Annotated in this window: 12 protein-coding genes; 8 read left to right on the top strand and 4 right to left on the bottom strand. The window is 62.9% G+C overall.

Going from position 1 to position 12,853, the window contains the following annotated elements:
* Positions 1 to 41: 41 nt before the first annotated feature.
* From ACFO3E_RS01120 to ACFO3E_RS01135, 4 genes are all read left to right on the top strand, one after another.
* Positions 42 to 527: a disulfide bond formation protein B gene (locus ACFO3E_RS01120; protein WP_380801978.1), complete on the top strand. Its 486-nt coding sequence runs from the start codon at positions 42 to 44 to the stop codon at positions 525 to 527.
* A complete protein-coding gene (locus tag ACFO3E_RS01125; RefSeq protein ID WP_380801839.1) occupies positions 524 to 1,078 on the top strand; it encodes a demethoxyubiquinone hydroxylase family protein in 555 nt (184 codons plus the stop codon). The genes ACFO3E_RS01120 and ACFO3E_RS01125 overlap by 4 nt, the downstream gene beginning before the upstream one ends.
* Before the next feature lie 13 nt (positions 1,079 to 1,091).
* Positions 1,092 to 1,679, top strand: coding sequence for a hypothetical protein (locus ACFO3E_RS01130; RefSeq protein ID WP_066525305.1), 588 nt, complete (start codon positions 1,092 to 1,094; stop codon positions 1,677 to 1,679).
* Between the two features lie 90 nt (positions 1,680 to 1,769).
* Complete coding sequence (locus ACFO3E_RS01135) at positions 1,770 to 2,165, top strand: hypothetical protein (protein ID WP_066525307.1); 396 nt, start codon at positions 1,770 to 1,772, stop codon at positions 2,163 to 2,165.
* A 125-nt stretch (positions 2,166 to 2,290) separates the two neighbouring features.
* Here the strand turns inward: ACFO3E_RS01135 and pip are convergent, their stop codons facing one another.
* Complete coding sequence (pip, locus tag ACFO3E_RS01140) at positions 2,291 to 3,232, bottom strand: prolyl aminopeptidase (protein ID WP_066525309.1); 942 nt, start codon at positions 3,230 to 3,232, stop codon at positions 2,291 to 2,293.
* Between the two features lie 188 nt (positions 3,233 to 3,420).
* Here pip and ACFO3E_RS01145 point away from each other — a divergent pair, with 188 nt between their 5' ends.
* Entirely contained in the window at positions 3,421 to 5,916 is a 2,496-nt protein-coding gene (locus tag ACFO3E_RS01145; protein ID WP_380801843.1) for a TonB-dependent receptor, read from the top strand.
* 62 nt (positions 5,917 to 5,978) lie between these two features.
* Entirely contained in the window at positions 5,979 to 6,398 is a 420-nt protein-coding gene (locus tag ACFO3E_RS01150; protein ID WP_066525313.1) for a response regulator, read from the top strand.
* Positions 6,399 to 6,469: 71 nt separating this feature from the next.
* Here the strand turns inward: ACFO3E_RS01150 and ACFO3E_RS01155 are convergent, their stop codons facing one another.
* The gene (locus tag ACFO3E_RS01155; RefSeq protein ID WP_066525315.1) at positions 6,470 to 9,079 is read right to left on the bottom strand and encodes an EAL domain-containing protein; all 2,610 of its coding nucleotides are present in this window, start codon (positions 9,077 to 9,079) and stop codon (positions 6,470 to 6,472) included.
* 114 nt (positions 9,080 to 9,193) lie between these two features.
* A complete protein-coding gene (gene dnaN / locus ACFO3E_RS01160) occupies positions 9,194 to 10,306 on the bottom strand; it encodes a DNA polymerase III subunit beta (protein ID WP_066525317.1) in 1,113 nt (370 codons plus the stop codon).
* Between the two features lie 169 nt (positions 10,307 to 10,475).
* On the opposite strand from dnaN, the gene ACFO3E_RS01165 reads away from it, so the two are divergent.
* Entirely contained in the window at positions 10,476 to 10,946 is a 471-nt protein-coding gene (locus ACFO3E_RS01165) for a hypothetical protein (RefSeq protein WP_066525320.1), read from the top strand.
* Between the two features lie 133 nt (positions 10,947 to 11,079).
* Entirely contained in the window at positions 11,080 to 12,339 is a 1,260-nt protein-coding gene (gene rlmN / locus ACFO3E_RS01170) for a dual-specificity RNA methyltransferase RlmN (RefSeq protein ID WP_066525323.1), read from the top strand.
* A 6-nt stretch (positions 12,340 to 12,345) separates the two neighbouring features.
* On the opposite strand, the gene ACFO3E_RS01175 is transcribed toward rlmN, so the two are convergent.
* Complete coding sequence (locus ACFO3E_RS01175; protein ID WP_066525326.1) at positions 12,346 to 12,813, bottom strand: MgtC/SapB family protein; 468 nt, start codon at positions 12,811 to 12,813, stop codon at positions 12,346 to 12,348.
* Positions 12,814 to 12,853 lie beyond the last annotated feature (40 nt).

Genomic DNA, 12,853 nt, shown 5'->3' on the forward strand with positions numbered 1-12,853 from the left:
TTCAGCATGACGAAAGGTGCCAGGCGGTTTAAGCGGGCATGATGAAGAGCTTACCCCTTGCTCGCCTCCTCGCCTTGGCCGTGCCGCTGCTGTTGCTGGGGGGTGCCTATGCGTCGCAATATATTGGCGGCCTGCATCCCTGCCAGATGTGCTGGTGGCAGCGTTACCCGCATTTCGCCGCGATCCCGCTGGCGCTGATCGCCTATGGTGCGACGGGGCGGCCCTGCGTCAGCGCGCTTTTCGCGGGGCTTGCGGGGCTGGCGATCGGGATCAGCGGCGGCATCGGGCTGTTCCACGCGGGCGTCGAATATGGCTGGTGGCAAGGGCTGACCGCCTGCTCCACCAGTCCGGCGGGAGGCAATCCTGCCGACATATTGAACCAGATCATGGCGACACCGATCACGCGGTGCGACGTCGCGCCCTGGACGCTGATGGGCATTTCGCTGGCGGGTTTCAACGGGCTCTTGTCGGGCGCCAGCGCCCTCGCCATCTTGGTGCTGCTGATCAAGGCAAGGAAAGAGGCATGAGCGCGCCGAAGAATTTCCCCCGTCCCGGCCGGAAAGTGACGGACGCCGAACGCGCCGCCATGCTGCGCGTCGATCAGGCGGGCGAGTTTGGCGCGACGCGCATCTATGCGGGGCAGCTCGCCGTGCTGGGCGATCGCCATCCCCATGCGCGCGTAATCGCGGGCATGGCGGCACAGGAGGAACGGCACCGCAAGATTTTCGATGCGATGATCACGCGGCGAGGCGTACGGCCAACGGCGCTGCAGCCGGTCTGGGATATGGCGGGCTTTGCCCTGGGCGCGGTAACGGCCGCGATTGGCCCCAACGCCGCCATGGCCTGCACCGCCGCGATCGAGACCGAGATTGATCGCCACTATGCAGAACAGTTGGACGCATTGGCCGGGGACGATCCGGAACTTGCCGCCACCATTACGGATTTTCAGGCGGAAGAGGTGGAGCATCGCGACACCGCCATAGCTCATGGCGCGGAGCAAGCGCCCGCCTATCCATTGCTGTCGGGCGTCATTCGCCTGGGATGCCGCGCCGCGATCGCGCTGTCGAAGCGGATCTGAGGAGACGAAGTCAATGTTGAAGACCGCGATGACCGCCATGCTGCTGATGGCTGCGAGCGCCCTCCCCGCCTTGGCGCAACAGCAGGCCGGGCCGGCGCCGGAACAGGCGCCTACTGCGGCGGCCGGGACGACAGGATCGGAACGCGTCAACCTGGTCATCGTCTATGGCGAAGACCCCTGCCCGCAGAGCGCAGGCAGCGACATCGTCGTGTGCGCCCGCAAGGGTGAAGAGGAGCGCTACCGCATCCCCGAGCCCCTGCGCGGCGATCCGAACAAGCCGAGCAACCAGGCCTGGGCCGAGCGGGTGAAGGCGATGGAATATGTCGGCCGCACCGGCACAGAGAGCTGTTCAGCTACCGGCCCCGGCGGTTTCACCGGCTGCTTCAACCAGCTTGCAAGGCTTGCCAAGGCGGAGCGGCAAGCAGCGGATAATGCCAGCTGGAAGGATCTGGTCGAGGCGGAGCGCGGACGGCGGCTTTCCAACATCGACGAGGAAAGCAAGCAGATCGAGGCGCGCGCCGTTGCGGAGGAGAAGGCGAAAGCTGGGCAACAACAGCCGCAGCAGGCCACAACCCGGCCGGGAACTGCGACACAGCCGTGACGGTTTTCCACATGGCGCGACGTTAGGGATGAAGACTTGCGGAGATTGGGCACTCCGCTGGGGAATAGGGGCGAGTAAGGATGATGACCGATGCGTTTCCCTGTTCATTCCCGCCTTCTGGCGGCGACGCTTTTGCCATTTGCGCTGGGTGCGCCTGCGCAGGCTGAACCGCCGCAGCGCGTGTTCAACCTGATCGTCTATGGCGACGATCCCTGTCCCAAGGGGCAGGGTGACGAAATCATCGTTTGCGCGCGCAAGCCTGAATCCGAACGCTATCGAATCCCCAAGAAGCTGCGCGAAAAGCCCGCGCCTGCGGGTGGTCCGGGCTGGGGAAGCCAGGTCGCGACCATGGAGCAAGTCCAGCGGCAAAATTTGCCGGGGAGTTGTTCGGCAATCGGCAGCAACGGCTTCACCGGCTGCACCGCCAAGATGCTGGAGCAATGGTTCGCCGAGCGGAGGATGCAGGAGTCGAAGGGTGAACCTTGATTAAATCCTCCCGATGCTTGCAGGAGGAAGGCACCAGCCGAACGCAAATTGCGGGAAATGGATAAGCTTGCGCTATTTCCGTCCGGCCCGTTTGGCGCCCCCTCCCCATCTACGATGAGGAGGATTTATTTTGCGAAACCATCAGTGGCACGGATCAGGGCATCCAATATGCCGGGTTCATTATAGGCATGCCCCGCCCCTTCGATCATCTCGAACCGCGCCTCTGGCCATGCCTTGTGCAGCGCCCAGGCGGTTTCCGCTGGACAGGCCATGTCATAGCGGCCTTGGACGATGACGCCGGGAATATGGCGCAGCTTTGCGGCATCGCGGATCAATTGACCTTCCTTCAGCCAGCCGCCGTGCATGAAATAATGATTTTCGATGCGGGCGAAGGCTAAAGCGAAGTCATCGGCCTCATGGCTTGCGGACAAGGCGTCGTCAGGCAGGAGCCGTATGGTTTCGCCTTCCCACACGCTCCATGCCTTGGCGGCGGCGATCTGCGCTGCACGGTCATCCCCCGTCAGGACGCGGCGATAGGCGTGGAGCAGGTCGCCGCGCTCAGCTTCCGGGATCGGCGCGACGAACCTTTCCCACTTGTCGGGATAGATGCGGCTGGCGCCCTGCTGATAATACCATTCGATTTCCTGCTTGCGGATAGTGAAGATGCCGCGAAGAACGAGTTCGCTCACGCGATCCACATGGGTCTGCGCATAGGCCAAAGCGAGCGCGGAGCCCCAGCTGCCGCCGAAGACGAGCCATTGCTCCACCCCGGCAAGCCTGCGCAACTGCTCTATGTCATTCACTAGATGCCAAGTGGTGTTCGCTTCCAGTTCCGCATGCGGCGTCGATCGGCCGCAGCCACGCTGGTCGAACAGCAGCACGTCATAGCGATCCGGATCGAACAGGCGGCGATGGTCGGGCGCTATGCCGCCGCCCGGCCCGCCATGGAGGAAGACTGCTGGCTTGGCCCCTGGCGTCCCTACGCGCTCCCAATAGATATGATGCCCATCGCCCACATCGAGATGGCCGGAGGCGAAGGGTTCGATCGGAGGATAAAGGGTGCGCATCGGGCGATCTTAGAAAAGCTCCGGGCCAATGGAAACGCCGCCTGCCCTTGCGCATGATCTCCGCGATACATTTTGCGACAAAATGGCCTTGGCGCTGCCAATATTTTGAGACAACTCGCCTCTAACGACAGACGGGTAAGGTTCTGCTTTTTCCAAAGGGGTATTTCGTGCGCCGATCGGCTTCGCTGATGCTATTTCTGACGATGGGCGCTTCGCCCGCAGCGCTGATGGCGCAGACCGATGCGCCGCAGGAGGAAGGTGAGGAAATCATCGTCACCGGCCAGCCGCAGCGCGGCTCCGTGATCGGCAACATCAAGCCCGAGCAGCAACTGTCCGCCGCCGATGTCCGTGCGCTTGGCGTCACATCCATATCGGAGATGATCAGCGAGCTTTCGGCGCAGACCAACGGCACGCCCGTCGTGTTGCTGAACGGAAAACGCATCTCCAGCTTTTCCGAGATTCAGGATATTCCGTCCGAAGCGGTGGCCCGCGTCGATATCCTGCCTGAACAGGTGGCGCTGTCCTATGGCTATGCGCCGATGCAGAAGGTCGCCAACATCGTGCTGCGCCAGCGTTTCCGTGCGGAATTGGCCGATCTGCGGGCGGGCACAACGACCGATGGCGGGCGGGAAAATGGCTCTGCCGAGGCGGGCCTGCTGCGTATCCGCGGCGACAATCGTTTCACGCTGAACCTCAAATATAGCAACGCCGCCGCGCTGTTGGAGAGCGAACGGAATATCGACCGGCCGATGAGCGGTCCTGCTTTTATCGACCTAACCCATTTCCGCACCCTGAGTCCCGCGACGGAAAGCGTGTCCGCCAATGCGACCTATGCTCGTGCACTTGGCGGAGTGTCGATGACGGTCAATGGCCGCGTGGAATTGTCGGACAATGATACGCTGCAAGGGTTGTCGGCCGCCGCGTTGGCAGCGCCGCTTGGCGACGGACCGCTCTATCGCGATTTCCTGCGGGAGAACGCCCTGGATCAGCAGGTTCGTGGAACCACGGGTCATGTGGGCCTGACCTTCAACGGCCTGCTGGGCAAGGGATGGCAATGGTCCTTCACCGGCAACGGCGATGTGTCGGACACACGCACCCGCACCGAAAGGTCGGCTTCGATCGACCGGGCAAGCGCGCGGTCGCAGGCCGTGACCGGGGACTTGCTGCTGTCCGGGCCGCTGTTTGACCTGCCCGCCGGCACGGTGACCAGTTCCGTCCGCGTAGGCGCCTCTGCCAATGGCTTTGAAGGCTGGTCGATCCGCAATGGAGTCGAGCGGAACAATGATTATGACCGGCAGATCGCCAGCGGTCAGGTCAGCCTGGACATGCCGATCACCAGCAAGGCGCGAGGCGTGCTGGGCGGGGTCGGCGACATCGGCATCACTCTCAACGCTGCGGCGCAGGAACTTTCCGATTTCGGCACGCTGTCCACGCTCGGCTACGGGATGCGCTGGCGGCCTATCCCGGCGGTTCAACTGCTTGTATCCGCGAACCAGGACCGCGCGGCGCCGACCGGCAACCAGCTTACCGATCCGGAGGTCAGGACCGACAATGTGCCGGTGTTCGACTACCGCACCGGAGAGACCGTGTTCGTAACCCGGGTTACGGGTGGCAATGCGCTGCTGAAAGAAAGTGTGCGCGATCAGTTTCGCCTGAGCGCGACAGTGAAGCCGTTCGATAAGCCTAACCTGACGCTGACCGCGACCTATCTCAACAGCCGGACGGCCAACCCGATTGCGGCTTTTCCCGAGCCCACTCCGGCGATCGAAGGGGCCTTCCCCGACCGTTTCCTGCGCGACACAGACCAGCGGCTGACGGAAATCAGGGCTTCTCCCGTCAATTATCTCCGATCGCAGAGCGAACAATTGCGTTGGGGCTTTGACCTTTCATTCCCCTTGAAATCGCGCATCCAAAAGCTGGTTGAGGCGTGGCGGGCGGCAGGTGCGAAGCCGGAGGATCGGCCCAAGGAATTGCAGGACTTGCGCGGCCTGTTCGGCAATCGCGGGGGACGCCGCGACGGTCAGGGTCAAAGCCAGACACAGGGCCAGGGCGGTCAGGACGGCGCGCCCGCGCTAAGTCAGGACAGCGGCGATCGGGCGCATGGTGAAGGCGGCTTTGGCGGGCCGGGCGGCGGCGGTGGACGGCCGGGCGGTGGTTTCGGCGGACCAGGCGGCTTTGGCGGCGGACGCGGCGGTGGCGGCGGACGGCTGAGCTTCAGCCTCTATCACACGTGGCATTTCACGGAGAGCATTCTGATCGCGCCCGGAGTGCCCGAACTCGACCTGCTGAATGGCGATGCGACCGGATCGTCGGGCGGCCAGCCGCGGCATGAGGTCGAAGCGCGCGTGGGCTACAGCAATAATGGCTTGGGCGCGCGGCTGAGCGTCGATTGGGAAAGCGGCACGCATGTCGATGGCGCGCTGGGCGGCACATCACGGCTGAACTTCGGAAGCCTGGCGACGGCGAACCTGCGTCTCTTCGCCAATTTGGGGCAGATGCCTTCGCTGGTGAAGAACCATCCTTTCCTGCGCGGTGCGCGCGTGTCGATCGGCATCGACAATATCTTCAACACGCGCCGGGAGGTGACCGATGCCACTGGGGTGACGCCGCTGCGCTATCAGCAGGGTTATCTCGATCCGTTGGGCCGGACGATCAGCATCTCCTTCCGCAAGCTGTTCTTCTGAACCGGCTAAATGTCTCCATTTCCGATCCGTTATGAACATGAGAAAAAGGGTCGGAGGAATCTATGGCAAAGCCGATACGGATTGTGGTGGTCGATGACTCGCTCACCATCCGCGCGATGATCGAGACGCTGCTGGAGCGCGACTGCCGCTTCGAAGTGGTGGGCATTGCGCGGGATGGCGAGGAAGCGATCGACCTCATCAGCCTGGAAAAGCCCGATGTGGTGACGCTGGACGTCGCCATGCCGGGCAGGGATGGCCTGACCATTCTGGACGAGATCATGGACATTGCGCCGTGCCCCGTGATCATGTTGTCAAGCCTGATGCGCGACGGCGCGCCGATCATGGTGGAAGCGCTCGAACGCGGTGCGGCCGCTTGCTTCAACAAGGCGATGATCGCGCGGGATGCAGCGCGCTTCATCGCACTGGTGAAGGATGTCGCCCGCGGCGCGGTGCAGGCGGAGGGGATTGCCATCGCCGCCTGAACCAAAGGGTCATAAGGAACAAGGGGCTGCGTTTTGCGGCCCTTTTTTTTGTGCTCGGTTACCCTATCGGCTCAGGAAGCGAGCGACCGGGGCATGGAGCAGGCGGCGGCGATGTCGATGCTGCCGGTGAATTCCACGCCCATGCGATCGTCGCGGGACCAGCGTACCACTGCGTTGACGCTCAGACCCTCGTTGAACTCAATGGCCATCAGCGCCCCTGCAGGCACATGCCATAGACCTTCGACCAGCGCGCCCGTCGAGGAGATATTGCGGATGCGTCCGGTGTAAGCATTGCCTTCATGATGCACGGCGACCGTGCGCAACATGGTCTTGCGTTCGGGACGGCTGGACTGGAAACCTTCGATCAAGGGAACGGCGCCGTGGCTGCTTTGCCGCTGCATCACTTCGCCAGCCTCCAGCGGGCGGCCATAGACATAGCCCTGGATATGACTGCAGCCCAGCTGGCGGATAAGAGCCAGTTCGTCCTGCGTTTCCGCGCCTTCGGCGGTCGTGTCCATGCCAAGTGCTTCGGCCAGACTGACGATCGCCTTGATGATCGCGCTGTTGCGGCTGCCATTGATCACCGCCCCGCGTACGAAGCTCTGGTCGATCTTGATCTTGTCGAACGGCGCTTTCTTGAGATAGCCGAGCGAGGAATAGCCGGTGCCGAAATCATCCAGCGCTAGCCGCACGCCGATGCCCTTGAGCCGGGCAAACATCGAATCCGTCCCGTCATCATCGTTCAGGAACACGCTTTCGGTGATTTCCAGCTCCAGCCGTTCGGGCGCAAGCTGCGAAGCGGCGAGTGCGCTCATGACCGTGGCGGGAAGTCCCGGATTGGCGAATTGGATCGGCGAAACATTGACGGCGACGCGAATGTCGTCGGCCCATAGCGCCGCGTCCCGGCATGCGGTACGCAGCACCCAGTCGCCGATCGGCCCTATAAGACCGGTATCTTCCGCGATCGGCACGAAGATCGCCGGAGAAATCGCGCCGCGCACTGGATGGTTCCAGCGCAGCAGCGCCTCATAGCCAGTGATCCGTTCCGTCCGCGAGGACACGACCGGCTGATAAACAAGATGCAACCCATCGCACGCGAGGGCGTGGCGCAGATCCTCCTCCAGCTTCCGCCGGTCTTCCGCGTCGGCATGCATTTCTGAGGAATAGAAGCGATGGATGCCGCGTCCGTCGCCTTTGGCGGCATAGAGGGCGAGGTCCGCGTTCCGGATCAGCGCGTCGGCCGTATCGCCGTCATGCGGGCAGGCGGAAATGCCGATCGATACGCCGATGACCACCGCCGTACCCTCGACAGTATAAGGTTGGGACAGCGAATTGATGATCGTTTGCGCCAACTGGGCCAGAAGCGCGCGGTCGTGGCGGCCGGGGAAGAGTATCTTGAATTCGTCGCCGCCCTGCCGCCCCACCAACCCGCGGTCGCCCACGACACGTTCAAGCCGTTGGCTGACCTGCCGCAAGAGGGCGTCTCCGGCAGGATGGCCAAGCGTATCATTGACCGACTTGAACCGATCAAGGTCCAGCATCATCAGCGCGCAATCGCCGGGCCGCCCGCGTGATGCCGCGATCGCCTCCTCCAGCGACCGCAACATCTGCACCCGGTTAGCGAGGCCGGTCAGGGAGTCGAATTGGGCAAGCCGCTTCACCTCCGCCTGGCTGCGGCGCATTTCGGTCAGGTCCGTGCCGCTGCCCCGAAACCCGTGGAACTGGCCATATTCATTAAAGACAGGCTGGCCGGAGATTGACCACCAACGCTCATCCTGGGTGGCGGCGGCGCGCACATGGATATCGGAAAAGCCGGTGCGCGCGGACAGATGGAAACCCAGCGTGCGTTCGCCCGCGCCATGCTGATTATCGCCCGCGCAGACGATGTCGCTGATCGGCCGGCCCGCCAGTTCCTCTTCGGGAATGTCCAGCGTTCGCGCCAGCGTATGGGAGATATAGGTGAGGCAGCCTTGACGGTCAGTTTCCCAGAACCAGCCCTGCCCCGACTGTTCATATTCCTGCAGCAAGCGGTCGGAGCGCCGAGCGCGCAGGTCCTGCTGATGGAGGGCGATTGCGCGATCGAGGTCTGCTGTCGCTTGGCGCACTGCCGCGATCAGCATGACCGCGATGCAGCTCAGCAGCAGGCCGATCTGCGCGAAACCCGCACCCTGGATGGCGGAGACGAGGAGCGTGCCGAGGAAATAGCCGACGCCCAGTAGCCGACGGTCGCCGAAAACCGACACGGCAAGCAGCGCCACCGCGACCTCCGCCGCCAGGGACATCGACAAAGGGCCAGCAAATTCGGCGGGACCGAGGAGCAGGCTGAAAGACATGCCCGACAGCAGCACCACAAACAGCATCAGCCATTTTTGAACATGCGGGCGCTGGTCTTGGAAGCGGTTGCCGCGCGGGCCGAAGATCAACAGGCCATCGACCAGCAGCATGAACGTCAGGATCAGCGCATGGGATATACGGCCGGACTGAAATAGTGGAATGTGCAGCAGCGCCATCGTGCACAGCTTGCTCATCAGGATCAGCGGCCAAAGCCGGGCGATGGGGGTGAAAGCGCCGGATATCCAGAAGGCGGATACCTCCGTTCCCCCTTCTCTCAAGCCTAGCGCAACGGCAAGATCGCCCGGGCGGGACAATGTATCGTTGAGCTTGATGCGCGAAGGAGCCATGCCCGATGCGTAACGCGCAGATGTTGAAAGAAACTTACCTTATCCGCTGGCGACGCGCTCGGGCGGACATCTCTTCGTCATGCTGAACGGCGTTCAGCATGACAAGAGCTAAACCTAGACCCGCATCGGCATCAGGACGTAGAGCGCCGGGCTGCGGTCATTTTCACGGATCAGCGTGGGTGCAGCAGCATCGGCGAGATGCAATTCCACCGTCTCGCTGTCGATCTGCCCGAGAATGTCGAGCAGGTAGCGCGCGTTGAAGCCGATATCGAAGCCTTCGCCCTGGAACGCGCCGGGGACTTCTTCTGCCGCGGTGCCATTTTCCGGGCTGGTGACGGACAGGGTGATCTTGTCCCGGTCCAGCGTCATCTTGACCGCGCGGGTCTTTTCCGTGGCGATGGTGGCGACGCGATCCACACCTTCCTCGAAGCTGCGCGGATCGATCTTGAGCAGCTTGTCGTTGGCGGTCGGAATGACGCGGCTGTAATCCGGGAAGGTGCCGTCGATCAGCTTGCTGGTCAGGATTGCGCTGCCCAGGCCAAAGCGGATCTTGCTGGCCGACAGGGTGATCTGGACCGAGCCTTCGACCTCGTCCAGCAGCTTGCGCAGTTCGCCGATGCACTTACGCGGGATGATGATGCCCGGCATGCCGTCCGCGCCATCAGGCCGAGGAACAGTGACGCGCGCGAGGCGGTGGCCGTCAGTCGCGGCGGCCTTCAGCACCGGCTGCCCTTCATCGGAGACATGGAAATAGATGCCGTTGAGGTAGTAGCGCGTCTCTTCGGTGGAGATGGCGAAGCGCGTCTTGTCGATGATCTGCTTCAGCGTCTCGGCTGGCAATTCGAAGCTGGTCGGCAGGTCGCCTTCCGCGATCACCGGGAAATCGTCGCGCGGCAGGGTCGACAGGTTGAAGCGCGCACGGCCCGCCTGGATCAGCATCTTGCCTTCAGCCGCCTGCAGCGACACCTGGCTGCCTTCGGGCAGCTTGCGGGCGATGTCGAACAGGGTGTGGGCGGAAATGGTCGTCGCACCGGGCTGTTCGACCTGGGCGGAGATGCTTTCCACGATTTGGAGGTCAAGATCGGTCGCCATCAGCTTGATCGCGCCATCGGCCGACGCTTCGATCAGCACGTTGGACAGGATCGGTATGGTGTTGCGCCGCTCGACCACCGACTGGACGTGGCTCAGGCTCTTGAGGAGCGTTGCGCGTTCGATGGTGGCCTTCATGTCCCTGTTTGTCCGTTTCTTTTCTGCGCAATGCCCGAAGACGGTCGAATCCGGGCGACAATGATGGATAATCCTTCATAGCCACTGTGGCGGCGGCGGCAAGCGCCTGCTGATCGTTTCGCTTCTCCAAGGGTTGCAAAAGAGGACACGATGCGCTTTGCCACGGTGGATGAGACGCTATTTGGCCCTGCTGGTGCTGGTTGCCACGCCCGCGGCGGCGCGGGATTCGCTGGGCATGTTCGAAGCCTGGGGCGCCTTTCGCGATCCGTCCAGCCCCCGTTGCTATGCCATTTCCAAGCCGGTGGGACGCGCCGGGAACGGCTTTGCCGCAGTGGGCAGTTGGCCGCGGCAGCGCGTCCGCGGGCAGGTGCATTTCCGGTTGAGCCGCGTTCGAGCTGATGACGCGCCGGTGGTCCTGAACGTGGGCGAGCGCCGCTTCGCGCTGGTGGCGGGCCAGGCGGATGCCTGGGGAGCCGATGCGCGGGCCGATGCTGCGATCATCGCGGCCATGCGGTCGGCCAGCAGCATGAGCGTGCAGACGCAGGGCGCGAACGGGCGGGCTTTTGCCGATACCTATATCCTGCGTGGCGCGGCCACGGCGATCGACGCGGCGGCGCTGGGTTGTGCAAGGTTGCGGTAGGACCGCATCCTCCCCCTTTGTTGGTCGAAGCCTTCCTCCTCAAAAAAGAGCCGTTCGACAGGGCTTAGAGCGACGACAATGTGGGCTGACGCAGCCGCTTTAAAATTCGGCCAAAATCGGCTATGGGCGCGCCATGCATTCATCCGTCAGCCCCCTCATGCCGATTCCCGGCGCTATTGATCCTGTGCCTGTGCCGCGTGCGGTGACGCCGCGTGAGGATGGGCGTGTCGATTTGATGGGACTTTCACGTCCGCAGATCAAAGGCGCGCTCGAGGAAGCGGGTCTTGACCAGAAACAGGCAAAGCTGCGCTCCAAACAGTTGTTCCACTGGCTCTATCATCGCGGCGAGACCGACTTCGACGCTATGACCGATCTTGCCAAGCCGATGCGCGGCTGGATGGCGGAACGCTTTATCGTCGGGCGGCCGCAGGTGGTGGAAGCGCAGGTTTCGAGCGACGGAACCCGCAAATGGCTGCTGCGCTCCGACGATGGGCAGGATTATGAGATGGTGTTCATCCCCGACGCGGACAGGGGAACTTTGTGCGTTTCCAGCCAGGTCGGCTGCACGCTCAATTGCCGTTTCTGCCATACCGGCACGATGCGACTGGTGCGCAACCTGACGCCAGGCGAGATTGTCGGGCAGGTCATGCTGGCACGCGACGCGCTTGGCGAATGGCCCAAGGGCAGCATGGCATCGGCCAATGACGATGAAGCCGACGACGCCTTGCAATATACGACCGATGGCCGGATGCTCACCAACATCGTGATGATGGGCATGGGCGAGCCGCTCTACAATTTCGACCATGTGCGTGACGCGCTAAAGGTCGTGATGGACGGAGATGGGTTGGCCCTGTCCAAGCGGCGCATCACCCTCTCCACCTCTGGCGTGGTCCCGATGATGGCGCGCGCGGGCGAGGAGATTGGCGTCAATCTCGCCGTGTCGCTCCATGCCGTGACCAAGGACGTGCGGGACGAACTGGTGCCGCTCAACAAGAAATATGGCATCGAAGAGCTGCTCCAGGCATGCGCCGACTATCCGAGCGCGAACAATGCGCGGCGCATCACCTTCGAATATGTGATGATCAAGGACAAGAATGACAGCGACGCGGACGCGCGCGAACTGGTTCGGCTGCTCCGCCAGTATAAGCTGCCCGCCAAGGTCAATCTGATCCCGTTCAATCCCTGGCCCGGCACCGACTATGAATGTTCGACGCCGGAGCGGATCAAGCGCTTTTCCGACATCGTGTTCGAAGGCGGAATCTCAGCGCCGGTACGTACCCCACGCGGGCGCGACATCATGGCGGCCTGCGGGCAGCTCAAGTCCGCCAGCGAAAAGAAGAGCCGGGCGGAGCTGGATCGGCTGGCGGCGGAGAAGCAGGCCGCGCTGGGCTAAGCAAACTCAGCGAGGGGAGCCAGGCTTACTGATCTCCTCCTCTTCGCCTCGTTCATTTTCCTCCGGCTTGAGCGGCGCCATGACCCAGAAGGTCAGTAGCGTGAAGGCGGTTAGAACGATCGCGACATCATAGCTGCCAAGCCCCGCTGCAAGCCCGATCGCGCCGGTGATCCACAGGCTGGCGGCGGTTGCTGTGCCTTTCACCGAATGTTTCTGCTGCAGGATCGCGCCGCCGCCCAGGAAGCCGATGCCAGCGATCACGCCTTCGAGCACGCGAGCGAGGGCCGATGGATCATGCGACATGGTGGACTCAACGGCTTGGACGAAACCGCAGCTGGCGACCGCAACAAGGGGAAAGGTGCGCAAGCCCGCGCTGCGCTCCGCCTGCTCCCGGTTCCAGCCAATAGGCAAGGCCAGGCAGTAGGCGATGACGATCGGAACAAGATGGGGCAGGATAGAAAAATTGTCGCTCATGACGATCAAACGCGCAAAGATGAATTCGGATGCGGAACGA

The organism is Sphingobium tyrosinilyticum, from assembly GCF_042654265.1.
GTDB lineage: Bacteria > Pseudomonadota > Alphaproteobacteria > Sphingomonadales > Sphingomonadaceae > Sphingobium > Sphingobium tyrosinilyticum.

Excerpts from the sequence above, each read along its gene's own strand:
- ACFO3E_RS01120 (WP_380801978.1), top strand. The coding sequence starts at position 42 with ATGAAGAGCTTACCCCTTGCTCGCCTCCTCGCCTTGGCCGTGCCGCTG.
- ACFO3E_RS01125 (WP_380801839.1), top strand. The coding sequence starts at position 524 with ATGAGCGCGCCGAAGAATTTCCCCCGTCCCGGCCGGAAAGTGACGGAC.
- ACFO3E_RS01145 (WP_380801843.1), top strand. The coding sequence starts at position 3,421 with ATGCTATTTCTGACGATGGGCGCTTCGCCCGCAGCGCTGATGGCGCAG.
- ACFO3E_RS01150 (WP_066525313.1), top strand. The coding sequence starts at position 5,979 with ATGGCAAAGCCGATACGGATTGTGGTGGTCGATGACTCGCTCACCATC.
- ACFO3E_RS01175 (WP_066525326.1), bottom strand. The coding sequence starts at position 12,813 with ATGAGCGACAATTTTTCTATCCTGCCCCATCTTGTTCCGATCGTCATC.
- rlmN (WP_066525323.1), top strand. The coding sequence starts at position 11,080 with ATGCATTCATCCGTCAGCCCCCTCATGCCGATTCCCGGCGCTATTGAT.
- pip (WP_066525309.1), bottom strand. The coding sequence starts at position 3,232 with ATGCGCACCCTTTATCCTCCGATCGAACCCTTCGCCTCCGGCCATCTC.
- ACFO3E_RS01135 (WP_066525307.1), top strand. The coding sequence starts at position 1,770 with ATGCGTTTCCCTGTTCATTCCCGCCTTCTGGCGGCGACGCTTTTGCCA.
- dnaN (WP_066525317.1), bottom strand. The coding sequence starts at position 10,306 with ATGAAGGCCACCATCGAACGCGCAACGCTCCTCAAGAGCCTGAGCCAC.
- ACFO3E_RS01130 (WP_066525305.1), top strand. The coding sequence starts at position 1,092 with ATGTTGAAGACCGCGATGACCGCCATGCTGCTGATGGCTGCGAGCGCC.
- ACFO3E_RS01165 (WP_066525320.1), top strand. The coding sequence starts at position 10,476 with ATGAGACGCTATTTGGCCCTGCTGGTGCTGGTTGCCACGCCCGCGGCG.
- ACFO3E_RS01155 (WP_066525315.1), bottom strand. The coding sequence starts at position 9,079 with ATGGCTCCTTCGCGCATCAAGCTCAACGATACATTGTCCCGCCCGGGC.